Source organism: Sphingobacterium sp. UBA3549, from assembly GCF_002376635.1.
Classification (GTDB): Bacteria; Bacteroidota; Bacteroidia; order Sphingobacteriales; family Sphingobacteriaceae; genus Sphingobacterium.
The window spans coordinates 75,709-100,033 of sequence record NZ_DFOE01000035.1 but is presented as its reverse complement, the minus strand read 5'-3'; the positions used below and the strand labels follow the sequence as shown (position 1 = coordinate 100,033).

Below are 24,325 nucleotides of genomic sequence, written 5' to 3'. Positions count from 1 at the left end.
TTACTTGCTATACTTTGCAACTAAAGCATAATCATAAGGGATCTGCATGGATAATTCGCGTGCCTGCCAAATATCTCCTTCCGACGTTTGATAAAAGTCATAGGCATTTTTCATAAAATTCTCTCCGTTTGGAGCTTCAACCCAATCTTTCTTCTCTCGATTATACAGTAAAATCATGCAACTTACGCAGCGATAATAACCTGATATGTTCGGATTTTGATAACAGGTTCCAACTTTAATATTGATCTTTTGATTGATAATGACATCAGTCAATTTCCGATCTGTGAGATGAATTAATGCGATCTGCGCGTCTTCATGGTCTGGCGCCAACTTCGTGGCCACTAATCGTCCAAAATCGGCTTTTTTAATTCTTTCGATTTCCAATGCCTTAAACTCCGGCGATACGCGATTTGTATCCACTGGATATAAGTCATTTTCTGGAGCGGCCGCAACCACATCGGTCATAGCGGATTCGTTTGTTACAGCAGCAAGAAGTTTCTTATTGTGTTCATAATTTTCCCAATCCGTCTTATCATACGTCATCCACTGCTGCATTTTATACAACAAAGTCTCGTTTTTATTGACTTTCACAAAAAAGGCTGTCACTAAAAATGCAATGAGCAAAATAAATAGTACAAGTAGTATTCTTTTCAAACCAAAATTATTTATTGTTAGTATGCTATATATTATTAAATGCGTGTAGCATCTTTCATTTGATGCTATAAATCTGCATATAATTATTCAATCAGTACATCTAGAACCTATATTAGGTCAAATTTTGACGATATTTGTAGCTCAATATTCAATATTTGAAATAACTTAAAAAAAAATTAAGCGATTGCTATTGCTTGATGGCAATGAGTTCTATGACTTTTTCAATCGGCCTGCCAATTATTGCGACACCGTCCTTTACCACGATGGGTCGCTCAATCAAAATAGGATGCGCGAGTAGCACATCTATCCATTGCTCATCCGTCAGTTGACGGTTTTGAAATTTCTCTTGAAACACCGATTCTCCTTTTCTAATGAGCTCAAAAGGTGTTATCCCGAGTTGCCCCAATAACTCGACTAATTGTGCCTTCGTCGGCACTTCATTAAGATAATCGTGTACCTCAAATTGAGCGCTATGCTTTTCTAACAGTTTCAGTACATTGCAGCTCTTGCTACAATGTATATTGTGGTAAATTTTAATCATGGTCGCAACGTGTAAAAATTTCATCCCTCAGAAACCCCATTCTGAACACTCCAAAAATAGCAACAAAATCATGAATCATTCGAGTAAGTAGCGCATTGCCGCTTTAGAAAAGACGATAGTTTACCTAAATGGATAAAAATAACGGTAAAAAAAAGTCTGAAACGTCTGGTTACAAATATGATAGACCTCTATTATGCACATGGTGTAGATCCGAATCTAGCGGAAAATGCTGGAGCCATTGACGTAGAATTATTGGATATTATAAAATAATTATCCATCGGAGACATTAGTTTTCATTGGAAGCCGCACTGCGCAATGAAAAATAAAAAGAACTTCCAGCACCATAATCACTTTCAACGCCGATTTCTCCCCCCTGTGCTTCTATAAACTCTTTACTGATACTTAAACCAAGACCGGTTCCCCCTTTCTTAGAGCCCGGCACACGAAAGTAACGTGCAAAGATTTTCTCGAGGTACTTAGCTTCTATTCCTTGTCCATTGTCTTTTACGGTAAATCTGGTTTTAAGTCCTATACTTTCAACGGCTATATGGATGACAGAATCATCGTAGGAATATCGTACTGCATTGGAAAGGAAATTTGTCAATACCCACGCTGTTTTTTCATTGTCAGCAACAATGTACTTCGCCGTCGGCGCTACTTCAATAGTAAAATGAATATTTTTCTGGTTGGCAGCAAATTGATTAGCCATGACTGCGTATTCAATAATAGGCTGTATTTCTGTCGTATGTAAATTAATCTGAATAGAACCGCTTTCAACTTGGGTCATATTTAACAGTTCGCCTGTAATCTGAAGTAAGCGGTTGGAATCATCCTTTATTCCATTTACAAGCGCGAGCTGTTCGGTATTCAACGGGCCTATTTGCTCGTTCTCCAGCAATTGAACTCCCATCTGAATCGCTGCAATAGGTGTTTTGAACTCGTGAGAAACGGTGCCGATAAAGTTTGTTTTTGCAAGATCAAGTTCCTTAAATGGCGTAATATTCTTTAGGATAACCACCTGCCCAATAAACTTTGATTCCAGTTCACCTGTCGGCAAAACATTGATATCGATAACATCTTTCTCAAAATAGCTTTCTCTATCGTCCGCATAAATTTTAACAGCATTCTTTTCACGTTGCTCCACAGGAAGGAATAGGTCTTTAAAAATATCTTTAGCAAGATCATTTTCATCTGAAACCGCCAAAGCAGATCTTCCGAGAAGTTGATCTTTATGTAGATTGGTGATGCGAAGCGCTTCCTCGTTGACAAAAATAACACGTCGCTCTTCGTCGAAGCCTATCACCGGATCATGCATATGATCAACAAGAGACTCGATTCGACTTTTTTCCTTTAAAATTTTTTCAAGTTTACTTTCAGCGTATTCTTCCAATTTCTCTGCCATGGAATTGAATGAAGCGACGAGTTCAGCAAACTCACCTCCGCTCTGTACCTGAATTCGTTCTTTGTAGTTCTGTCCTGCAATCTGTCGAATACTCGCTGTCAATTTTGCTATGGGATCAGCTATATTGGATGGCAAATTGACCAGCAATATAAAAGCAATAATAAAACAGAGTGCCCCAGCAAATGAAATGACCAGAATGGCATGTTCTGCGGTGCGATCCGCAACAATACTCTTCCGAGAAATTGCCGTCATATTTTGCTCCATTAACAAAGCAATATCCTTTCTGATGGACGAGATAATAGTGATGTCTAAGGGATTATATTTCAGTTTTAAAAAATGTTCAGCAATCGCGTTCGTTGTTTGTTGCTCTCCGACTTCAGTAACATTTCTCCGTTGTTTGTCAAGGTTGACCTCGAAGTTCTTAAAAGCAGTTTTTTCTACAGGAATTTCCTCCAGTGCCAATAACATATTTTTGGCATACAGCAGCGTATTATAGTTCGCCGTCAATATATTTGCGGTATCTTTTTTTAATCGGTTCACATACCAGCCACTTAACGCGGCAAGTAAAAAGATCATGAGAAACAGTGCCCCCACACCGAATGTAAGTTTGGTTTTTATTTTCATCTTATTCAAAATTGGTCTTTATCATTAAGACAATATTATCAGATCAACATCTTCAGTAGACAGCTGTGCCAAAAGTTTGCTAAAAATATCTCTAGCCAGTAAAATCCTCAAAAGGGACAACCGCGGTTTCCCAATACAAACTGTAGTGATCTTACGTGTCACACAGTGGGTGATGATCTCCTTGGCTACGCTCCGGCTTTCTACTTTAATAATTTCCCCTCCTAGTTCTGTTGCCAATTTGAAATTATTGATCAAGTGCCGTTGTTTATTCAACGCAATCCGATCGCCGCGTTCTTTTGGTAACTGTACATATAGCAAAAACCAGCTACTGTTGTAATATCCTGCCAATCTTGCTGTCTTTCGGATGACGTTTTTTGCTTTTGTTTCATTGGAACTTATACAGGCCAAGAAACGTTCCTTTCGCACCCATCGCTGGGGCTGCACTTCGGTCTCTACTTTGCGCTGGACCTGGGAGGCCACTTCTTTCAATGCCATCTCGCGCAACTGCAAAATATGCTCACTTTTAAAGAAATTTTGAAGTGCAGCCTGAATTTTTGAGGCATCATAGATCTTGCCCTCTTTTAGACGAACAATAAGTTCCTCTGCGGTGAGGTCAATATTAACGACTTCGTCTGCAGAATCAATAACACTGTCGGGAACTCTTTCTTGCACTTCGATCCCTGTAATTGCTTTGACTTCTTCGTTTAAACTTTCGATATGCTGGATATTAACAGCACTGATTACATTAATCCCTGCCTCGAGAATTTCTATGACATCTTGCCATCGTTTGGCATTTTTGCTGCCTTCAATATTGGTATGTGCCAGCTCATCGATAATGACAACCTCTGGACGTGAATTCAAAACAGCATACAGATCCAATTCCTCCAACTGCTTGCCTTTGTAAAAAAGATGACGCCGAGCAATAATCGGAATACCATCAAGCAATTGATGTGTATCCTTTCGATTATGGGTCTCAATATAGCCGATACGCACATCGATTCCGCCCTGTAAAAGTGTATGTGCATCCTGTAGCATGCGATATGTTTTTCCGACACCAGCACTCATTCCAATATAAAGTTTGAATCGCCCTCGTTTCGATTTCCGGATCAGATCCAGAAAGTGCTCAGCGCTTTTCCTTTCTTCCATGTCTAATACCTTTCATTGTCAAAAAGTTCCTGCCGATGTAACACAAGGCAGGAACCTTTGTTTTTAAAAACTAACCGTTAGTGCCGTGACAGCCGTCACGGTATTTTTAAGCAGCTGATTTGACCGATCAAGGAACATAGCATCTTTATTCCTGAGGTTGCGCAACTCTGTACGCCAAAGAACATTTGGGAGAATCGCATAATCCGCATTTAAAGAGTAGCCAAATGTTTGAAAGCCCTGAGCTGTTCCAGTAGAGACAATAACACCATGTTTATCGTTGTAATATTCTCCTCTTGCTGTTAAGCTAAATCTTTCAGTCGTTGCGTATCGTGCAATTAATACGGGCGTGTACCATACGTTGTACGTTGAGCTCCCCCTTGCTTTTTGTTCTGCCCCAATATCAAATCCCACTGTAATGCCTAGCTTTTGGTTCATTTGATAGATTGCATACAGGTTATGGAAATAACGCATCTGTCTTACACTATCCGCTTTATCGCTGCCGATAAAAGAACCGCTATTAATGGTCCATTTATCTGTGGGTTTATAGACCAATTGATGTCCAAATGCAGGCAAACTACTGCCATCTACACGTTGAATACGCTGCCAGCCGTTTAAAACAAGCCCACTTAAAAACAGTTTTCCAGAAGCAGATGTGTACGATATTTTTGCGCCAGTTTCGAAATATGGCGAATTATCAGCAAAAATACTTCTCGTTACAGTCCAATTGTCCTTTCCTATAGCGCTTTCAAAGCCCAAATGGGAGGAAAATATTCCCGCATCGATCCATAGATTATGCTTTTTCGAGATGCGAACACCAGCATTCGCTTCGTAAATATTTTTTAAGACGCCAGGTTCCGCACTATAATTGGCATTCATATATGTACCTACACCTAATGCAAGATTTGCACGGGTATTCGTTGTTTCGTATGCAGCTTTTAAAAGTGCCAAATTTATGTTTACTTCATTCGCTCTGTTGTGGCTATAAACAAACCCGGGGCGGGTGTTTCCAATTGGATTATTAAAGTCCCGAAGGTAATATGCTTCAAGGTAACCGCTAATAGCCAATGAGGTATTTTTAGTCGTATCCTGCTGTGCAAATAATTGTGTTGTGCCTAGTAACATAAAGGCCAACATCGCGAGTTTTTTCATATATATCGTTGTTATAAAGTATATGTCAAGGGATCCTCCGGTCAATTTTATTTTTCAGCCATCTTATCCAATGCTATATTTAGTTCAAGGACATTGACCTTTCGAGGTCCGAATATATGCCACAAAGGTGCCTGCACGTGGGCATCGACAAGAGACTGTAAGCTATTGACCGATATACCTCTCGCTTTCGCAATACGGTCAATTTGTATTTTTGCTGCTTCAACAGAAATATCGGGGTCCAAACCACTACCGCTGGCTGTAACGATGTCTACAGGTACCTGTTCGCGTTTTACCGTAGGATTGTGCACTAAGAAAGTATCAATACGGGATTTCACTTCCAAAAGGTATTCTCCATTGGACGGACCTTTGTTGCTTCCCCCCGATCCTGCTGCGTTGTAACCGACTGCTGAAGGACGCGACCAGAAATAATCATCGCCTGAAAAAGCCTGGCCAATATTCCTGTAATACCTCTCCCCATTATGTTTTAGGATTTCGCCTTTTCCATGATTGGGCGCTATTTGAGCTATCGCCCATACAAGGGCGGGATATACAACTGCCAGTAGGAGCAATAAAATCATTGTAATCTTTATCGCTGGATATAGATGTGTTTTCATTTTCTTTTTTGATTAAAATTTATTAGATGAATAGAGAAACCAGTAGATCGATGGCCTTGATTCCAACAAACGGAACAAGTACCCCTCCAAGTCCAAATACGAGCAGGTTTCGTCGCAACAATGCACTTGCACCGATCGGTTTGTATGCAACACCTTTTAATGCTAAGGGAATAAGTAATGGAATAATAATGGCATTAAATATAACGGCAGATAGTATAGCACTTTGGGGGCTACTGAGCTGCATGATATTCAAGCCCTGAAGTGCAGGTATCGCTGCAATAAATAAAGCTGGAATAATTGCGAAATATTTGGCGACATCATTTGCGATACTAAAAGTCGTCAAAGTCCCTCGCGTCATCAGCAATTGCTTACCTATTTCTACCACTTCAATCAATTTGGTGGGATCGTTGTCAAGATCGACCATATTGCCGGCTTCTTTTGCAGCTTGTGTTCCACTATTCATCGCTACTCCAACATCGGCTTGCGCAAGTGCCGGGGCATCGTTTGTGCCATCCCCCATCATTGCTACCAATCTCCCGTCGAGCTGTTCTTTTTTAATGTAGTTCATCTTATCTTCAGGCTTAGCCTCTGCAATGAAATCATCTACGCCTGCTTTTTCAGCAATATACTTGGCAGTTAGCGGATTGTCTCCAGTCACCATAACGGTCTTGATACCCATTTTTCGCAATCTTTCAAATCTTTCGTGTATCCCGGGTTTTATCACATCCTGTAATTCTATCACTCCCAGCACCTGTTCATTCTCGGCAACGACCAGTGGTGTACCACCGTTTTGGGAAATAAGCTTCACGCGTTCATCGATTTCCGCAGGAAATCGATTACCAGCTTTTAAAACAATATTTCGAATAGCATCAGTGGCACCTTTACGAATACGTGTTTGTGCAAAGTCTATTCCTGAGCTGCGGGTCTCGGCGGTAAACTTGATAAATTCGGGGTTTTCGACCTTATAGCTCGAAGGATTAACCTCCGCCAATTCTACGATTGATTTGCCCTCAGGTGTTTCATCAGCCATCGAGCTCAACGTTGCCGCCCGCACCAACGATTCCATCATGACACCATCTGCAGGGTAAAAGTTTGTCGCCTTACGATTTCCAATGGTGATTGTTCCGGTTTTATCCAGCAACAATACATCAATATCGCCAGCTGTTTCAACGGCTTTACCGCTTTTCGTAATGACATTCGCGCGAAGTGCCCGATCCATACCCGCTATACCAATTGCCGATAGAAGACCGCCTATTGTGGTGGGAATAAGACAGACGAAGAGTGAAATAAACGACGCTATGGTGATACCGACATTGGCATAATCTGCAAATGGTTTTAAGGTTACGGTTACGATGATAAACACGAGTGTAAAACCTGCTAGAAGGATCGTCAATGCAATCTCATTCGGCGTTTTTTGTCGGCTAGCCCCTTCTACCAAAGCAATCATCTTATCTAAAAAGCTTTCGCCCGGTTCTGTTGTCACCTGTACAACAATTCGATCCGACAGCACCTTGGTACCACCGGTAACTGAGCTTTTATCGCCCCCAGCCTCGCGGATTACCGGTGCCGATTCCCCTGTAATTGCGCTTTCATCAATGGTTGCCAATCCCTCAATAATCTCACCATCCAATGGAATTACATCCCCGGCTTGACAGACAAAGACGTCACCTTTTTTCAATTGTGCGGATGAGACTACCCGGCCATCGCGTAAAGTTGCGGGGGTTTCCTCCCTTGTTTTCCGCAAGCTATCTGCTTGCGCTTTACCCCTGGCCTCTGCAATTGCCTCTGCAAAGTTGCCAAAGAGCAGGGTCAAAAATAGAATAACGAATACCGTAAAATTATACCCCAATGTACCTTGTGATTTTTCTCCAGCCATTATCCATAGACAGACCACAGCCATAATCAATGTTCCGACTTCTACGGTAAACATCACTGGGTTACGGAACATTATTTTCGGATTCAGCTTCACGAAAGATTGCTTTAATGCTTTTTGGACAAGTTCTTTCTGAAACAATGTTTGTTGATTGCTCATTTTAAAGTGCTTTAATTTTACGTATTACATGGAAAAATATTCCGCTATTGGACCCAAGGCCAGTGCTGGGAAGAAAGAGAGCGCTGCGATAATCGCAATCACGGCAAATACCATCAAACCGAATGTACTGGTGTCTGTCTTTAACGTCCCCTCTCCTTCTGGTATGAATTTCTTTTCGGCCAACATTCCTGCAATAGCTATAGGGCCTATGATCGGTATAAAACGGCCGAGCAACAAGACGATACCCGTCGAGATATTCCACCAAATTGTATTGTCTCCAAGCCCTTCAAAGCCACTTCCATTGTTCGCCGCAGATGAGGTGTATTCGTACAATATTTCACTAAAACCATGGAATCCAGGATTGTTCAATGTAGAAGCACCCTGGGCTGGAAATGCTGTCGCAAGTGCTGTACCGACAAGGATTAGAAAAGGATGGGCAAGAGCAACAATCATGGCGATTTTCATTTCGCGCGCTTCCACTTTCTTACCCATAAACTCGGGCGTACGCCCTACCATTAAACCGCTGATGAAAACAGCGAGTATAATAAAAATAAAGAAGTTGAGTATTCCAGCTCCCACACCACCATAGAAGGCATTTACCATCATGGCTATCAATTCGTTCATTACAGATAAGGGCATATAACTATCATGCATCGAATTGACAGAACCTGTCGAAATCATCGTTGTAACGATACTCCAAAACCCAGATGCGGCGGCACCTATACGTACCTCTTTTCCCTCCATAGCTCCCATCGATGTGTCAATCCCCATCTGTGCAATAGCTGGATTTCCTGTAACCTCCATTTTTATATTTGGAATGACCAGCAAGAGAAAACCAATGGTCATTACACCAAACATCATCCATGAAAATTTGCGTTTGCGAATAAAAAAGCCAAAGGCAAATATCATGGCCATCGGGATAATAAACTGGGCGATCATTTCAACCATGTTGGTCAAATAATTCGGATTCTCGAGTGGATGCGCGCTGTTCGCGCCGAAGAAACCACCACCATTTGTACCCAGATGTTTAATTGGAACGAAGGCAGCTACTGGTCCGCGGCTCACCTCTACAGAATCTCCGCCCATTGTCACCATACTGTCCTTACCTTCGAAGGTCATAGGCATGCCTTGGAACACAAAAACGGTAGCAACCAACACAGAAAGAGGCAGTAAAATACGGGTACATGATTTTACAAAGAAATCATAAAAATTACCCAATTGGGTTGTTGTTTTATCCCTAAAAGCTTTGAAAATAACAACTGCGGCAGCCATGCCAACACCAGCTGTCACGAACTGAAGAAACATGAGCCAAATTTGTCCAAGATAGCTTACGCCAGATTCACCCGAATAGTGCTGAAGATTACAGTTGACCAAAAAGGATATACTGGTATTAAAAGCCAAATCAGCAGTCATTCCTGGATTTCCATCGGGATTCAAAGGCAAATGCCCCATATTCATTAGGATAACCATACTCAATAGAAACCAAACCAAATTGATAGTCAAAAGAGCAATAAGGTGCTGTTTCCACGTCATCTGGGAAGTAGGTTCAATTCCTGTCAGTCGATAAAAAAATCTTTCAATGGGCTCAAAGAATGGATCTAACCACGTCTTTTCATTGCCATATACCTTAGCTATATATTTTCCCAGGGGAAGTCCAAGCAGCAATGTTACGATGAACATTACTATGATTCCAAGAATCTCTGTATTCATTTCTTTAATTGATTTGTATAAAAAGTGTATCATTTCCCATCTTTAACTCACACCATCCCCCTTTTTCCATTTCATGGTAGGGTAGCGCACTATTACATGAGTGACGATATCGTATGAGCAATCTCATTATTAGAATTTTTCAGGTTTTAGAAGTACATAACAGATATATCCAAAAACCAGTAGTGCTACAATAAATAAAGCTGTCATTTATTTTGATATGAATAGATTATGTATTTGTTGTCCTTTACGGATTTCTAAAAAAGTTACGGGCAACCGAGCTTCGATTAAGGTCCATGTATGAACGGTACTGATGCGTTGAAGACCTCCCAAGGATCTTACAAAAAGGTTTTCCAAAATATATTTGACGTATTGGTTTCCATGGCCGTAAATCGTTCCGAGAAACTCGATATGCTGACAGATTTTGTCTGTGCTGCGCACGGTAATCAAGTGTCGAAGATGATTAATCACAGCCTGCAAGACGCCGGCAAAATTGTGCTTCCGAAGCAGGAAATTAATCTCTGATCGAATTTCCTTATAATGAAGGGCCATATACAAACCTGCCCTGTATTGATTTAATTTTTTCATGTTTGAATAGAACTATACTTCAAAATCTAACCGACATAGAGCTGAAAAACCATCGCAATAATTAGCACCATTAAAATAATCTTCGCTATGCGGTCTCCCGATATATTGTGCGGCGATACTGTACCTTTATTTTCTTGCTTCTCTTTCATATGATCTCTTCTATATTTTCTCAAAAAAATCCACCATTTTGTAGAATAACCAGAAGCAAAAGATTCCAGTTATGAGGAGTATGATTGTCATTACCATTGTTAAATTTTATTAGTGATTCGCGATTTCTTTTTTTTTAAATTTCCATTACATACTAGAATTTGTGACAATCACTCCTTTGGAGGACTTTTGCCGCAGGTTATTCTTTTTCGTTCTGTTCCCATTTGTATTGTCATTTGTCCCAATAAGCCAAAGGTTGTTCCAGTATGCCAAAAGACAGCATAAACAATTATTAATCAGTGAATAAAAAAACAAACACTCCGAAAAGCATTTGGAAACCCTATCATTTTGATCGGGTCCTTTTATCAAAATGAGAATGACTATGCGGAAAATGTGATCAAATTATTATAATTTGTACCTTGTCTTACACTTCTGAAAAAAAGGGGGCAAGTTAACGCGCTCTGTCCAACCGACTGACTAGACAGTTATGGTTTCAACTGGCTAGACAGTAAGGTTTAAAAATTGATAAATGCGTATGCTAAGAGGCGTTTTTTCGATTGTATAATCAGAAGCACTGTGTAACTAATTTGCAGAGAAAAAGCAGATTGTTGCGCGAAGTAAGTATTTAAAATTATCTTAGTACGTAACAAGTGAAGACACTATATTAATTAGCGCTTAGCTGTTGAAACATAGAATTACCAAACGAACACTTATAGAAATAAAACTATGATAGACTTAAACCTTTTTAAGAAAATTATCTTATCGGTCTTTATGGGCTTTGTTTTACTATCCTGCCAAAGTGAAAAAAGCAATCCCAATACATTGACAGAAGAAGAGCAAAGTAATGGGTGGCAACTCCTATTTGATGGTACTACACTCAACAATTGGCATACGTACAACAATAGTAAAAATGCGCCTACAGCGTGGATCGTTAAAAATGGAACGATATACTGCGATCCAAAAAACGAAAGCCAAAAATATGATTTAGTATCGGACAAGGAGTATAAAAACTATGAGTTTAAGTTTGAATGGAAACTGGAAAAAGAAGGAAATAGCGGTGTTTTTGTCAATGTACAGGAAAAACCGGATATCGATGCGACCTACCATTCAGGACCAGAGTACCAATTGTTGGCCGATTCTCATCCTGATTTTGATAAGCCATTAAAGCGTTCGGGATGTCTCTATACATTTCTACCGCAGCAAAACTTTGTCAATGTTAAAGCGCAAGATGCTTGGAATGAATCAAGTATCATCCAAAAGAATGGAAAAGTCACTTTTTACCTCAATGGTAAAATCACCGCTGAAATGGATTTTAATTCAGCAAAATGGAAAGATTTAGTAAAACATAGTAATTTCAAAGATTATCCGGAGTTTGGTCAGCATATTAGTGGAAAAATAGCGCTTCAGGATTGGTCAAGAGGTGTCTCATTTAAAAATTTAAAAATAAAACCATTGTAATTAAAAAGTCCTATTCTCCTTATTAGGTTAAGTTAAGCAATAGCTATCAAGAAACAGCTGTTCGCTATGGAAGGTATCTCTAGGCCAATGTAGAAAAGATGAAACCGATAGTGGTTTCATCTTTTTTATAACTAGATTCTTCCATTACATCTGCTATTGTCACATGTAATTTTTCAGTAGCAACTTTAGGGTAAGGACGTGCCAATAGACGGGAGTAAGGTACAACTAACGCCCGAAAACAGATTAGTACAGTCACTAAAAAGCTTCGTCGACAAGTTCTTTATTGACCATTGCTCCAGCTAAATTTCCCTTAGCAACAGCATTCGCCACTGAACGCATCGCACTGGAGTTGTCTCCACAGGCAAATACTCCTGCGAGTGAAGTTTTTTGAAAATTATCTACTTGGATATGCCCCTGTTCGGTTATTTCACAACCTAAGGCAGCAGGAATAGTAGTGTGTTGTCTGAAAGGAATGGCAGCATAAACAGCATCGAAGGCAAGTTCACGCCCGTCTTTTAATTGAACTTGCTGAACCCATCCATTCTTATGTTGGATTTTATTGATTTCTTCTTCAATAATAGCAATACCATGTCGATTTAGTTTTTCTATCTGCTTGACATCGAACCCTGCTCTACCTGCAGTCAGCAGTGTTAAGTCGGACGATAGATTGTGAACCAAACCTGCAAGGTGAAGTGCTCTTTCACCATTCGCTATAATTGCAGTTTTTCCCTTCCGGAATTCATAGCCGTGACAGTATGGACAATGGATAACCGAAATTCCCCAACAGGCTGAAAATCCTTGTATACTAGGCATAATATCTTCCACACCCGTGGCGAAAATGAGCTTTTTAGCCTTAAATACCTCCCCATTCTCGGTAATTATTTCAAAACCTTCAGTGGTCTTCGTACCGACCACAGCAAGTCCCTCCTGAAACTTGACACTGGGGTAGTTGAGGACTTCTTCCCTCGCTTTTTTAGCTATACTCAGCGGCTTTTCGCCATCATGCGTGATGAAATTATGGGAGTGGGGCGTCTGCCTATTACAAGGTAGACCACTATCGATAATCAACACGTTTCGCAAGGATCGTCCTAATGCCATCGCTGCAGAAAGCCCGGCATAACTTCCCCCAATAATAATTACCTCAAAACTTCTATCATCTTTCATATATACATTATTAATTATTAGTCCGCTTCTGACAAATGATGAAGTAGAATGGAAAATTTTCCTCCACTTCCCTAATTTCTATTAATCCATAGAAATCGAATTCGGCATGAATGGAATCAACATCGTAAAAGAACATATGTACTCCTCCAAACATTGCAAATCGATCAGTGCCTATGGCCTCCCCCTTTCCATAGATGCTTGCTAGCTTTGATACGGTCGTAAAAATCATAAAACCTCCTTCAGCCAATTGGTCAAAACAATGCTGGATTAACGCAACGCGTTCATCAGCATCCAATAGATGAATAAGCCCATAACAAAATATACCGTCATATATATGCCGATCAAAGGGCATTTCATTAACCGAACCATGATGGATAACCGTATCTGCCCCAAAGGATTTACGGGCGAGTTCAATGGCAGTTTTAGAGATCTCAATACCTGTAATTTTTATTCCGTTTTCTAAAAACGGGCGACCATTGCGACCGTAGCCGAACCCGGGGATCAAGATATTTTTGATGTTGCGCTCCAAAAAGAAGCGCACCGCAAGACGTGTAGACTGTGCGGCTTCATCTCCCCACATTTCCTGCTTCTCTACAAAATTACGTTCCCAAAATTCCATACTGCTGTTGCTTATCATGTTTAATATTGAAAATCAATCCTGTAGGCCATACCACTACGGTATACTAACGAATTAAAAGTCAACTTTACGAAGATAATATTTTTTACTATTGCAACTATGTAGCAAAAACACTAAATGCAATTAAATTGCAAATAAATTACAATGGGTATTATTGAAAACGTGGTTATTTATCAGTATTGAAAACTTATACTATGCTTAAATATCTTTGCTGATGAAATCAATTTCATCACAAAAACAAAAACATGAAAACTATAAGGACATTTTTAGCAGCTTCGTTACTTCTATTACTAACTGTACAGGCTAGCGCACAAAAATTGGATCGGATGCTTTGGTTTAACGAACCGACAGAATGGAGTATCAAAAACAATTCGCTGTCGATGCTTGTTACGCCTAAAAGCGATTATTGGCGTATCTCCCATTATGGATTTACAGTAGATGACGCCCCATTTTTCTATACGTTACGCGGGGGAGAGTTTGAAGTCAAGGCGAAGATCTCCGCCAACTACAAAACCCGGTTCGATCAAGCAGGTATTATGCTGCGCATTGATCATGAAAACTATATAAAAGCGGGAATCGAATTTGTGGACGGAAAATATAATTTAAGTACGGTCGTTACCCATAAAACGAGTGATTGGAGTATTGTTCCGATCGATAAGGAAATCCCCTACATCTGGATCAAGGCGATACGCAGATTAGATGCTGTTGAATTTTTCTATTCTTTTGATGACAAGGAGTATATTATGATGAGAAATGCCTGGCTACAGGATAATCATCCTGTTATGGTTGGTTTAATGGCCGCTTCACCAGACGGCAATGGGTTTGAGGCCAAATTTGATTATTTTACGATCAAACATCTTGCAGATCAACGTCGAAGTAAATGGCTGAAAGATAATAATTCAAACTAAGAATACTGACGCCCGCCTAAGATAGCCACATAGACGGGCGTTATCTTAAATCTGTTCAGTATGATCCTGCTGTATCTTATTAAACACACTTACTGCTTCATATGAATTTCGAACACGAAGCTTTTGGAGTATATTTTGGCGATGACGATTTACTGTATTTATACTTAGTCCAAGTTTTTCGGCAATTCGCTTGCTAATCATTCCCTCCTTGATACAGCTTAAAATTTCCTTCTCTCGTGTACTAATCGAAGTTTTCGCGCCATAACCTTCCAGGTGATAGACAACACCTGTTACTTGATTGAGAATATAATTTCGCAGATTGATGGATGTTTCAATTTCTGGCAATACGGTATAACAGCATAAAGCCAACTGCGGAAATTCGGGCCCTGGAGTGTCCAAATAAAAAATCTGATGGGACAACTGCATGATTTGCCCCTCCCTCCCCTCGACCCTAAGGACACTGTTTGCTTGATAATTGAATCGATCAGCTGTATCTATCTTTTTGACCAAGTTGAGAAACTGAAGCTCCAAAGCATGTTTAACAGCCAAATCTTCAGGATAAACACGTTCGAGAAGAAAATCCTCCCAAATACTATTTATTTCAATCTTCTTATCATTTTCGGGAAGGTAAAGCCGCTCTGCAAGTTTACCGATGTAGGTATAACTCCAGTTCGCTGTCAGGTCACTCAGTACCGCTATACCATTATGAATATCGGCAAAAGTCTTTGCGTAGGTCTTATAGTGTTTTAGTACAGACAAATCAACGCTGCTATTCCGCAGCCTACGCTCCGCGAAATTTTTATCTAATTTTTTTTTGATCTCCGATTTCATTTCAATTCATACTTAGGAAGCTCCCTTTTAGGTCTTTAAAAAGAAAGTCCAACGCGTAGATAAGGCAAGGTTGCTTCTTTACTAAAACCCACTACACCCTGGATTGTGAGTAGGTCGCCGGGCATAAAATAAATCCCACCTCCATAACCCATATGCCAGTCATTCGAGTTTTCGTGACTCATCCATACCCTTCCGACATCATAAAAACCAATTGCTCCCACTGTTCCAGGAACGATATAAGAAGCATAGCTAAATAATTTTAATCGCATATCAAAATTATTATAAAGAGCTGTTTTTCCAGTGAATCGCCGTGAATTATATCCCCTTAAGCTCATTTCACCTCCTATTTGTGCATGCTGATAAAAATAGGGATTTCCCCATACAGCATCAAATCCTACCCGGTTAGCAAAAGTAACATAATTGTTGGCAATGGTTTTATAAAAACTCATAGCGTGCTGTAGTTTCGTATAGTTTCGTACTTCGCCTCCAACTTCTGTATTCCAGCCTAACCTGGTATGTAGGTGTACTCCAGATTTAGGGTTAGCAACATTGTCACGGGTATCATATTCTAACCCGGCAGTAAGCCCCGTAAAGAAATTATTTCCATAGATCGGTTCTAATGGATATTTTTGATTGAACTCCTCGAAATAACGTCCAAAATTATTCGATTCTTTACTTGTATAATATTCGGACGAAGATCCATAGAATACCTTGAATTTAGGGTCTAAATACTTTTCCAGAAAAATGTCTCCGCTCACAAGATCATATCGATTCCGATAAAAGGAAATACCCTTTGAATCCGACTTATCAAAACTAGTATTGTTCCCATATCCAAAGAAATTACTCAGGTTTTTGGGACCAAGAGAAGAAAGATGAATATAAAGATCGTGCCCCGCAATGAGATCTTTGTAATTCCCTTTATAATCAAACATAAATGATTCTCGACCAGTTAGGTAATTAGCCAAAAACTGGTGTCGATAAGCATAGGGCTTTTTTCTAAACCCCTGATTTTCGATCATGTACCCCAGTCCAAAAATAAGCCCACGGTCTATTCCATAATTAAGGTTAAAAACGACCCCTTTACGATCATAGATAAAATTCTCGTAATCAAACTTATGGACAGCGGTATCTTTGCTCAGCTTGAGATGAATATCATCATCGACATGCATAGTACCCGGTACTCGCTCTTTCGCATCATAGATGTAAACTTTTCTCCCATTGACAAACTTATCAGTTGTACGGTACAGATTTTGTCCATCACCACCAATTAGCCGGATCTTTATAGGCGATTTGCCCGATCCATGTAGCTTATATTCATCAGCACCCGATATGCCATAAATACGGACTTCTTTAGTCTGATCAGGTAAAAAAGTCCGTTTCAGTAATTTCCGCCCTTCGGTTCCATCTTTTTTCTTATTGTGGATATTAATCGTAACTGAACCATCTTTATTGTAATCAACATCTACAAATTCAGACTTGGAAGACAATGGTAATTCAACGATACGCGCAAGAAATCGATAGTAAGTTAGCCCACTTTCCATCAGTTCGTCCCTTCTCGAGCGAATATTTGTTTCTAATTCATTGGCACTCATTTTCACAATGGTATCGGGCATCGTTAACATCGCTTGGTGAATTAACGAATCCGTCAATGTTTTCTGAACCAATTGTATTTCATCAATCCATTCATCTTCTGTAAGATGAGTAAGAAAGAAATGATCAAAAGTGCTCGCGTTAAAATTCCAGTGAGGCACATTACGGATATGCGGACTAAATGGTTGCAAATGGGCCTTCAACCATTGATAGGAAAGTAATGTTGGAAATACACCCGATGTTTTATAATATACCTTATCTCTGTCCCTAGGGACAGGAGTATAGATCTTTTTACCTTTTTCCTTTTCAGGATCCCAACGCCAGTTATCTTCATGACGATCCCAGTCACCAAGCGTAAAATCGAGCATCCGGGCGCGTAACGTAAGCTTTTGATCAATTTGCGTATCATTATCTTCTAACACCTTACGCATGACCTTTGCCGTGTTATCTGTTTTTTTATCCTCAAAAGGGGTACGAGACTCAAACATATAAGCCCTATTTTTAAAGAATTCGCGATACTCACCTAACCCAGGGTCATCTCCTACAAAAACCAGTTCCGGCGAAGCTGAAGGAATATCCAATGCTTTATTAAATGGCGGTACAGTCAATGCCCCAAATGGGTGATGTATCGAAATCTGATCTTGTACAATATCTTTTGCAAATGTCTTTCGAAGGCTTTCTGGTAGACTGCGTTCAGGATATTTTTGTATAGACCTGAGCACCCACTCCCTACCCATAGAATCTACCAATCGAAGCGACTGTGTCTGCATTCCTCCGCCTAACTTAACAATCTGAAGTCCACCTCGCTCCGTACCGAGATTCATCACCCGCATCTTAACAGGAGTATTGTATAATTTACGGTAACTATCTCCAAGCCAAAATCGATGCAGTAAGCCCACACGGTCATATTCGGGCGCAATAACCGTGGTCATACTGTCTATACGCTGCGCTTGTGAATTAAAAATACAGCAGCAGGCGATTAATGTAAAGATTCTTCTCATTCTATCTCCGTCGGACTTCGAGAAATCAACAGTCGATATAGATAGAATGTTTGATGGCCTCGATGTATAATTGGGATAAAGTTCACCTTTTAAAACAAGGAATCAAAAAAATTCAGTTCCTTTTTTAGAATAATGCGGCTATTTCGGTGAAGCTTATGGCGCTCAGTTCGAAGGATGTCGGCAGCTAAGATCCAAAGGCGACAACAGGTTTGCATGCGCCAATTGAATAGTAGGCGCAGCATAATAAGCGAATTACTATCCAGATTAATCTAACAGTCGACGGTGATAATTTATTTGTCCAAGATGATAAGTTAAATGGGTAGTCAGATGAACAAGCAAATACTGAGTCGTTGTTTTTTCCTCAAACACAAGTATGGGATACACCTCTTGAAGGTTTTCTTCCGATAACAGATCCAAGGAACGGGTAACCACATCAATCGTATCGTCTATTTGATCTATCAATACTGTTCGAGGAATATCTTTTAAAGAAAACTCTGCAGCTCTGTCTCTAATATATCCTGTCTTTCCTAATTCCGCACCGATATAGGTTTGAAGATTTCCAATCAAATGTAAACACAAATTACCTGCTGAATTAGAAATATCACTTTCAATAACCCATATATTTCTCTCGTTCTTGTATAATGAAATTTCATTTCGTAGTCGGTTTAAGTCCCGGTGGAAAAGGCTTTTTAAAGTTTCTGTTAGCATAGTATAAATTTAAGTATATTTTATGCCAAAAACCAACTTATATAGCAACACATCAACTTTTGCCGCCGAAGCTATCGACTGAATAACCTTTCCCTTCATATAGTAATCGCAAAATCTAAACCAGCTAGTGGTCCGAAGCGCAGTTCGGACAAGTAACCTATTGGATCGCGACGCTAATAAGTGTACACTTTCTGTACAAGAGGTAGGTCTGGTTAAAACGATTAAAATGCCAATATTGAGCTTACAAATTGATGCATTTTTATTTAATGACTTTTAGATGTCAATAAATAAAATTAAAAATATCAATTTTGCTTAACACTGTTAAATTGTTTACGCATAAAAATGGGTAGTAAAGAACGTATACAAAGGCTCAAAGGTGAGAATAGATCCAATATTCTAGATGCTGCGCTCCAAATCGTAAAAGAAGAAGGATGGCAGGCTTTAAGTATGCGCAAAATTGCAGATATCATTGAGTATACTGCCCCCATGATATATGAGTACTTTGCTAATAAAGATGCTATTTTAATGGAGCTTGCCAGCCAAGGCTATCTCCTACTAGCCAAAAAAGTAAAAAAAGCCAAATCAACTGAAACCGATCTCGAGAAACAATTAGAAGCAATGTGGTTTAGCTATTGGGATTTTGCTTTTGAAGAACGGGAATTGTACCAGTTAATGTTTGGAGTAGGAACTGCCTGTTGTGGTTTTGAAAAAACATATAAATGTGCGGAATCTCATGGAAAACTTATTAGCGATGTCATCCGAGAAATCATGAAAGATAAAGAGCCGTCAGAAGAATTGATCTGTCGAAAGTATTTCACCTATTGGTCGATCATACATGGACTAGTCTCGATCAATCTGGTAAACCAGGGAAATGGTGACACAACCAATCAAGAGGTTTTAAAAGATGCCATTTATGGTATCACTCGCTCGTTAACTGACTAATTTTTTTATACTAAAAAATACAACGTTAAAAAATCTAACACCGTTAAATACACCAAAACTTCAACTATTAATATCAAATGAAAACTAATTTATTATCAAGTCTTAAAATGCTTTACGCTCTTACACTTAACAGTGTTAAACGAATTAATATCGTAAAGACCTCATATTTGCTGAGTGTAATCATTCTATATAGCTGTTCAACCGGAAAGAGTAAAACAGTTGATTATCAGCCGGTTAACATTCCTGTCGTCACGATCGAGAAAGGTAACGAGACCGTTTATCAAGAATATCCTGCCACTATTGAGGCGTCGGCTAATATCGAAATCAGACCACAGGTAGCGGGGATCTTGGAATACATTTATATCGATGAAGGTGCTAAAGTGAGTAAAGGTCAGGCACTATTCAAGATCAACGACCGCCCTTATCAGGAACAATTAAACCAAGCGAAGGCAACTCTACTTGCGGCAAGAGCTGCCTTGGAAAATGCTGAGTTGGAAGTCGAAAAGAAGACGAAATTGGTAAATACCAAAGTACTGACGGATTTTCAGCTAAAAACAGCAATTAGCGCCCGTAATGCTGCTAAAGCAAATGTACAACTAGCGCTATCGGCGGTGGAGGCTGCAAAAATAAATGTGGGATACACTTTAATACGGGCTTCAGCCGAAGGGTACATCGGCAGGTTGCAGCGCAAACAAGGAAGTTTGGTGGGCCCAACAGACTCACAGCCTCTTACAGCATTGTCAAATGTAAGCGATCTTCATGTTTATTTCTCATTGGGAGAAAATGACTTTATCGCATTCAAAAACAATACGGAAGGAATTAATCTACAACAAAAGCTTCGCAACCTACCTCCCATCAGCCTAATTCTTTCGGATCAGACAATTTACGATCAGAAAGGAAAAATAGATATGGTCGATGGACAGTTTGATAAACATACCGGCGCGATTACACTTCGTGCAACTTTTACTAATCCAGAAGGGGTATTACGCAACGGAAACACCGGACGCGTCAGACTACAGAAGAAATATGACCAAGCATTATTGGTACCGCAGCTTGCTACCCTTGAAATGCAGGATAAAATATTCGTTTATACGGTTAGCAAAGAAAATAAGGTGGTCCAACAGCCAATTACGGTCATAGGAAAAAGTGGCACAAATTATCTAGTAAGTAAAGGACTGAATGCGGGGGACCGAATTGTCTATAAAGGCATCGACTTGCTTCAGGATGGACAGAAAATTACACCACAAATTTTACCTATAGATAGCATCAACTCATTATAATAACAGAAAACACATGCTTAAGAAATTTATCGAAAGACCTGTACTTGCTACCGTTATCTCCATTTTACTTGTCATATTGGGAGTGATTGGTATCCTTAAACTGCCTTTGCAGCAGTTTCCCGATATTGCACCGCCGGCGGTGCAAGTAACGGCATTATATCCTGGGGCAAATGCCGAAACGGTGCTACGCGCCGTAGCCCCATCGCTCGAAGAATCCATCAATGGAGTGGAAAATATGAGCTATATGAGCTCTACCGCTAGTAATGATGGTTCGTTAATGATTACGGTATATTTTAAACTGGGCACAGACCCCGATCAAGCGGCCGTGAACGTTCAAAATCGTGTGGCTCAGGCAACGAGCCAATTGCCAGCTGAAGTTGTACAAGCCGGTATCACCACCGCTAAACAGCAAAACAGCTTAATCATGGTATTGGACCTTTACACGGAAGATCAGAGTAAATACGATCAGACCTTTATTACCAACTACGCACAGATCAATATCATTCCCGAACTAAAACGGATACCGGGGGTTGGACAGGCGCTTCCATTTGGCGGTAGCAAAGACTACTCCATGCGTGTATGGCTCAATCCAAACCAAATGGCGAACTATAAATTAACACCTGAAGAGGTAATGGCTGCCATCCAGGATAAAAACGTAGAAGCTGCTCCTGGTAAATTCGGCGAGAACAGTCGCGAAGCATTCGAATTTGTTATCAAATATAAAGGTAAACTCAATCAACCTAGTGATTACGAAAACATTATTATTCGCTCCAATACCGATGGTTCTGTACTAAAACTAAAAGATGTAGCTCGGGTAGAGTTAGGATCTTATACGTATGCGAGTCATACCCGTATCAACGGTAAAGCAGGATTAAACATTGGAGTCATGCAACTGGCCGGGTCAAATGCAAACGAAATTCAGATTGCAATCCAGGAATTTATGGAAAAAGCCTCTTTGAGTTTTCCCAAAGGTGTCAAATACCTTGTTTTATACAATACAAAAGATGCGCTTGATCAATCCATTGACCAAGTTAAGCATACACTTGTTGAAGCATTTATACTGGTATTTTTAGTTGTCTTTTTATTTCTTCAGGATTTTAGATCGACATTAATACCCGCGATTGCTGTCCCCGTAGCCATCGTGGGAACATTTTTCTTCATGCAACTCTTTGGCTTTTCCATCAATCTGCTGACCTTATTTGCACTCGTCCTTGCCATTGGTATTGTCGTCGATGATGCAATTGTAGTCGTAGAGGCTGTGCACGCCAAGATGGAACATGAGAACTTACCCCCTAAATTAGCGACAACCTCTGCCATGAGCGAAATCACCGGGGCAATTATCTCGATTACATTGGTGATGTCTGCCGTATTCCTTCCCATCGGCTTTATGGAAGGTTCTACCGGAGTGTTTTACCGACAATTTGCTTTCACGTTAGCGATTGCAATCGTTATTTCAGCAGTGAACGCCTTGACACTAAGTCCAGCGCTATGTGCACTGTTCTTAAAACCAACACATCACGGTCTTTCGAGTTCCAGAAAACTTAATTTTAAAGAACGCTTCTTTGCAGGATTCAATGTTGGGTTTGAGCGGTTGACAAAAAATTATTTAGGTAGTCTACGCTTCTTGATTCGTTATAAATGGGTTGCATTTTCGGGATTAGCAATTACCCTGCTTTTGACCGTCTTTATGATTCGTAGAACGCCTACCGGATTTATTCCATCTGAAGATCAAGGATTCATTGCAATATCGCTGTCTATGCCAGCAGGTGCTTCTTTAGATCGTACGTCAGGAGCATTGGCCGAAGCAGAAAAGCAACTTCAACATGCTGATTTTACCAAAACGTTAAATGTACTTGCCGGATTCAATATTTTGACACAATCTACAAGTCCATCTGCAGGTGTTGCATTTATCCTCCTCAAACCACACGACGAGCGTGGTAAGATAAAAGACATCAACGCTATTATGACCGATGTCAATCAGCGCTTGGCAAATATAAAAGGCGCAAATTTCTTTGTCTTTACCTTCCCTACTGTCCCAGGATTCAGTAACGTAGATGGTCTGGACATGGTATTACAGGACAGAACCGGCGGACAACTTGGAAAATTCAGTGGCATAGGCCAAAAGTTCATTGGCGAATTGATGAAACGTCCTGAGATCATGATGGCCTTCACAACCTTTAAAGCAGATTATCCACAGTATGAGCTCCAAGTGGATGATATTAAAGCAGAACAACTTGGCGTAAGCACAAAAAGCATATTACAGACCATGCAAGCCTATTTTGGTAGTGCTCAAGCCTCAGATTTTAATCGCTTTGGAAAGTATTACCGTGTGATGGTGCAAGCCGATGCTAAGGATCGAAGTGAACCAACTTCGATGGACGGAATTTTTGTAAAAAACAGATCAGGAGACATGGTTCCCATCAATACATTAGTAAAATTAGAACGTGTATATGGTCCGGAAACAGCATCCCGTTACAACCTATTTAATTCGATTGGAATAAATGCGATACCAAAACCAGGATATAGTTCGGGAGATGCTATCCGTGCGGTCGAAGAAGTTGCGAAACAACAATTGCCTACTGGGTTCACTTATGAGTTTTCAGGCATGACCAAAGAAGAAATTGTCTCTGGAGGTCAGTCCACATTGATTTTTATCCTTTGTCTGATATTTGTTTATTTCCTACTTGCAGCACAGTACGAAAGTTATATCATTCCATTAGCGGTTATTCTCTCTATACCTACCGGTATATTTGGAGTCTTCGCGGCAATTAGCTTCACTGATATTGCCAACAATATCTATGTACAAGTCGCGCTTGTCATGTTGATTGGTTTATTGGCTAAAAATGCGATTTTAATTGTAGAATTTGCTATCCAGGGACGTAAACAGGGGTTATCTATTCCTAGTGCAGCACTGAAAGCAGCACGGTTACGGTTGAGACCGATTATCATGACTTCGCTGGCATTTATCGTTGGAATGATTCCAATGATGACTGCTGTTGGCCCATCGGCTCAAGGAAATCACTCTATCAGTATTGCCGCTGCGGGCGGTATGTTTACTGGAGTCGTTTTAGGTCTTTTTATTATCCCAATACTCTTTATTTTCTTTCAATTTATACAAGAGAAAATAGGACGCGCTCCGCAACAAAAACAGCGTGAACTGGAACAAGCTTCGTTGGAAATACCCGTGCACACAAACAATTAG

Annotated in this window: 21 protein-coding genes; 5 read left to right on the top strand and 16 right to left on the bottom strand. The window is 40.1% G+C overall.

Annotated elements, in window-relative coordinates:
* The 11 genes from B2W36_RS18000 to B2W36_RS17945 all read right to left on the bottom strand — a co-directional run bounded on the left by B2W36_RS18000 (window position 1) and on the right by B2W36_RS17945 (window position 10,606).
* A complete protein-coding gene (locus tag B2W36_RS18000) occupies window positions 1-654 on the bottom strand; it encodes a hypothetical protein (protein ID WP_293889045.1) in 654 nt (217 codons plus the stop codon).
* A gap of 187 nt (window positions 655-841) precedes the next feature.
* On the bottom strand, window positions 842-1,195 hold the full coding sequence (arsC, locus tag B2W36_RS17995; protein WP_293889043.1) for an arsenate reductase (glutaredoxin): 354 nt from the start codon (window positions 1,193-1,195) through the stop codon (window positions 842-844).
* A gap of 286 nt (window positions 1,196-1,481) precedes the next feature.
* Window positions 1,482-3,221: a HAMP domain-containing sensor histidine kinase gene (locus B2W36_RS17985; RefSeq protein ID WP_293889041.1), complete on the bottom strand. Its 1,740-nt coding sequence runs from the start codon at window positions 3,219-3,221 to the stop codon at window positions 1,482-1,484.
* A 24-nt stretch (window positions 3,222-3,245) separates the two neighbouring features.
* Complete coding sequence (locus B2W36_RS17980) at window positions 3,246-4,367, bottom strand: sensor protein KdpD (protein WP_293889039.1); 1,122 nt, start codon at window positions 4,365-4,367, stop codon at window positions 3,246-3,248.
* 63 nt (window positions 4,368-4,430) lie between these two features.
* Window positions 4,431-5,516, bottom strand: coding sequence for a porin (locus B2W36_RS17975; protein WP_293889037.1), 1,086 nt, complete (start codon window positions 5,514-5,516; stop codon window positions 4,431-4,433).
* A 47-nt stretch (window positions 5,517-5,563) separates the two neighbouring features.
* Window positions 5,564-6,130, bottom strand: a complete 567-nt coding sequence (locus B2W36_RS17970; RefSeq protein ID WP_293889035.1) for a K(+)-transporting ATPase subunit C — start codon at window positions 6,128-6,130, stop codon at window positions 5,564-5,566.
* Window positions 6,131-6,152: 22 nt separating this feature from the next.
* A complete protein-coding gene (kdpB, locus tag B2W36_RS17965; protein WP_293889034.1) occupies window positions 6,153-8,162 on the bottom strand; it encodes a potassium-transporting ATPase subunit KdpB in 2,010 nt (669 codons plus the stop codon).
* Window positions 8,163-8,186: 24 nt separating this feature from the next.
* Window positions 8,187-9,872 (bottom strand): potassium-transporting ATPase subunit KdpA, encoded by a 1,686-nt coding sequence (kdpA, locus tag B2W36_RS17960; RefSeq protein WP_293889033.1) that lies wholly within the window; start codon window positions 9,870-9,872, stop codon window positions 8,187-8,189.
* A gap of 129 nt (window positions 9,873-10,001) precedes the next feature.
* Window positions 10,002-10,079 carry a potassium-transporting ATPase subunit F gene (locus tag B2W36_RS17955; RefSeq protein ID WP_209575115.1) on the bottom strand — a complete coding sequence of 26 codons (78 nt, stop codon included), beginning with the start codon at window positions 10,077-10,079 and terminating at the stop codon, window positions 10,002-10,004.
* Entirely contained in the window at window positions 10,080-10,421 is a 342-nt protein-coding gene (locus tag B2W36_RS22720) for a DUF7674 family protein (protein ID WP_422663633.1), read from the bottom strand.
* A 62-nt stretch (window positions 10,422-10,483) separates the two neighbouring features.
* The gene (locus B2W36_RS17945) at window positions 10,484-10,606 is read right to left on the bottom strand and encodes a hypothetical protein (protein WP_293879271.1); all 123 of its coding nucleotides are present in this window, start codon (window positions 10,604-10,606) and stop codon (window positions 10,484-10,486) included.
* Window positions 10,607-11,330: 724 nt separating this feature from the next.
* Between B2W36_RS17945 and B2W36_RS17940 the strand changes: the two genes are divergently transcribed.
* Window positions 11,331-12,062 (top strand): 3-keto-disaccharide hydrolase, encoded by a 732-nt coding sequence (locus B2W36_RS17940; RefSeq protein WP_293889030.1) that lies wholly within the window; start codon window positions 11,331-11,333, stop codon window positions 12,060-12,062.
* Window positions 12,063-12,317: 255 nt separating this feature from the next.
* Here B2W36_RS17940 and B2W36_RS17935 read toward each other — a convergent pair whose 3' ends face one another.
* Window positions 12,318-13,226: an NAD(P)/FAD-dependent oxidoreductase gene (locus B2W36_RS17935; protein WP_293889029.1), complete on the bottom strand. Its 909-nt coding sequence runs from the start codon at window positions 13,224-13,226 to the stop codon at window positions 12,318-12,320.
* A 10-nt stretch (window positions 13,227-13,236) separates the two neighbouring features.
* A complete protein-coding gene (locus B2W36_RS17930) occupies window positions 13,237-13,863 on the bottom strand; it encodes a class I SAM-dependent methyltransferase (RefSeq protein ID WP_293889028.1) in 627 nt (208 codons plus the stop codon).
* 245 nt (window positions 13,864-14,108) lie between these two features.
* On the opposite strand from B2W36_RS17930, the gene B2W36_RS17925 reads away from it, so the two are divergent.
* Window positions 14,109-14,771 carry a DUF1349 domain-containing protein gene (locus tag B2W36_RS17925; RefSeq protein ID WP_209574425.1) on the top strand — a complete coding sequence of 221 codons (663 nt, stop codon included), beginning with the start codon at window positions 14,109-14,111 and terminating at the stop codon, window positions 14,769-14,771.
* Window positions 14,772-14,816: 45 nt separating this feature from the next.
* Here the strand turns inward: B2W36_RS17925 and B2W36_RS17920 are convergent, their stop codons facing one another.
* From B2W36_RS17920 to B2W36_RS17910, 3 genes are all read right to left on the bottom strand, one after another.
* Entirely contained in the window at window positions 14,817-15,602 is a 786-nt protein-coding gene (locus tag B2W36_RS17920) for a helix-turn-helix domain-containing protein (protein WP_209574427.1), read from the bottom strand.
* A 35-nt stretch (window positions 15,603-15,637) separates the two neighbouring features.
* Window positions 15,638-18,193, bottom strand: coding sequence for a BamA/TamA family outer membrane protein (locus B2W36_RS17915; RefSeq protein WP_293889026.1), 2,556 nt, complete (start codon window positions 18,191-18,193; stop codon window positions 15,638-15,640).
* Between the two features lie 264 nt (window positions 18,194-18,457).
* A complete protein-coding gene (locus B2W36_RS17910; RefSeq protein WP_209574431.1) occupies window positions 18,458-18,901 on the bottom strand; it encodes a DUF1572 family protein in 444 nt (147 codons plus the stop codon).
* 342 nt (window positions 18,902-19,243) lie between these two features.
* Here B2W36_RS17910 and B2W36_RS17905 point away from each other — a divergent pair, with 342 nt between their 5' ends.
* The 3 genes from B2W36_RS17905 (at window position 19,244) to B2W36_RS17895 (ending at window position 24,325) form a co-directional block, all read left to right on the top strand.
* Window positions 19,244-19,843: a TetR/AcrR family transcriptional regulator gene (locus B2W36_RS17905; RefSeq protein ID WP_293879284.1), complete on the top strand. Its 600-nt coding sequence runs from the start codon at window positions 19,244-19,246 to the stop codon at window positions 19,841-19,843.
* 77 nt (window positions 19,844-19,920) lie between these two features.
* Window positions 19,921-21,123, top strand: coding sequence for an efflux RND transporter periplasmic adaptor subunit (locus B2W36_RS17900; RefSeq protein WP_293889024.1), 1,203 nt, complete (start codon window positions 19,921-19,923; stop codon window positions 21,121-21,123).
* Between the two features lie 13 nt (window positions 21,124-21,136).
* Complete coding sequence (locus B2W36_RS17895) at window positions 21,137-24,325, top strand: efflux RND transporter permease subunit (protein WP_293889023.1); 3,189 nt, start codon at window positions 21,137-21,139, stop codon at window positions 24,323-24,325.

Excerpts from the sequence above, each read along its gene's own strand:
- arsC (WP_293889043.1), bottom strand. The coding sequence starts at position 1,195 with ATGATTAAAATTTACCACAATATACATTGTAGCAAGAGCTGCAATGTA.
- B2W36_RS17985 (WP_293889041.1), bottom strand. The coding sequence starts at position 3,221 with ATGAAAATAAAAACCAAACTTACATTCGGTGTGGGGGCACTGTTTCTC.
- B2W36_RS17980 (WP_293889039.1), bottom strand. The coding sequence starts at position 4,367 with ATGGAAGAAAGGAAAAGCGCTGAGCACTTTCTGGATCTGATCCGGAAA.
- B2W36_RS17975 (WP_293889037.1), bottom strand. The coding sequence starts at position 5,516 with ATGAAAAAACTCGCGATGTTGGCCTTTATGTTACTAGGCACAACACAA.
- B2W36_RS17970 (WP_293889035.1), bottom strand. The coding sequence starts at position 6,130 with ATGAAAACACATCTATATCCAGCGATAAAGATTACAATGATTTTATTG.
- kdpB (WP_293889034.1), bottom strand. The coding sequence starts at position 8,162 with ATGAGCAATCAACAAACATTGTTTCAGAAAGAACTTGTCCAAAAAGCA.
- kdpA (WP_293889033.1), bottom strand. The coding sequence starts at position 9,872 with ATGAATACAGAGATTCTTGGAATCATAGTAATGTTCATCGTAACATTG.
- B2W36_RS17955 (WP_209575115.1), bottom strand. The coding sequence starts at position 10,079 with ATGACAGCTTTATTTATTGTAGCACTACTGGTTTTTGGATATATCTGT.
- B2W36_RS22720 (WP_422663633.1), bottom strand. The coding sequence starts at position 10,421 with ATGGCCCTTCATTATAAGGAAATTCGATCAGAGATTAATTTCCTGCTT.
- B2W36_RS17945 (WP_293879271.1), bottom strand. The coding sequence starts at position 10,606 with ATGAAAGAGAAGCAAGAAAATAAAGGTACAGTATCGCCGCACAATATA.
- B2W36_RS17940 (WP_293889030.1), top strand. The coding sequence starts at position 11,331 with ATGATAGACTTAAACCTTTTTAAGAAAATTATCTTATCGGTCTTTATG.
- B2W36_RS17935 (WP_293889029.1), bottom strand. The coding sequence starts at position 13,226 with ATGAAAGATGATAGAAGTTTTGAGGTAATTATTATTGGGGGAAGTTAT.
- B2W36_RS17930 (WP_293889028.1), bottom strand. The coding sequence starts at position 13,863 with ATGATAAGCAACAGCAGTATGGAATTTTGGGAACGTAATTTTGTAGAG.
- B2W36_RS17925 (WP_209574425.1), top strand. The coding sequence starts at position 14,109 with ATGAAAACTATAAGGACATTTTTAGCAGCTTCGTTACTTCTATTACTA.
- B2W36_RS17920 (WP_209574427.1), bottom strand. The coding sequence starts at position 15,602 with ATGAAATCGGAGATCAAAAAAAAATTAGATAAAAATTTCGCGGAGCGT.
- B2W36_RS17915 (WP_293889026.1), bottom strand. The coding sequence starts at position 18,193 with ATGAGAAGAATCTTTACATTAATCGCCTGCTGCTGTATTTTTAATTCA.
- B2W36_RS17910 (WP_209574431.1), bottom strand. The coding sequence starts at position 18,901 with ATGCTAACAGAAACTTTAAAAAGCCTTTTCCACCGGGACTTAAACCGA.
- B2W36_RS17905 (WP_293879284.1), top strand. The coding sequence starts at position 19,244 with ATGGGTAGTAAAGAACGTATACAAAGGCTCAAAGGTGAGAATAGATCC.
- B2W36_RS17900 (WP_293889024.1), top strand. The coding sequence starts at position 19,921 with ATGAAAACTAATTTATTATCAAGTCTTAAAATGCTTTACGCTCTTACA.
- B2W36_RS17895 (WP_293889023.1), top strand. The coding sequence starts at position 21,137 with ATGCTTAAGAAATTTATCGAAAGACCTGTACTTGCTACCGTTATCTCC.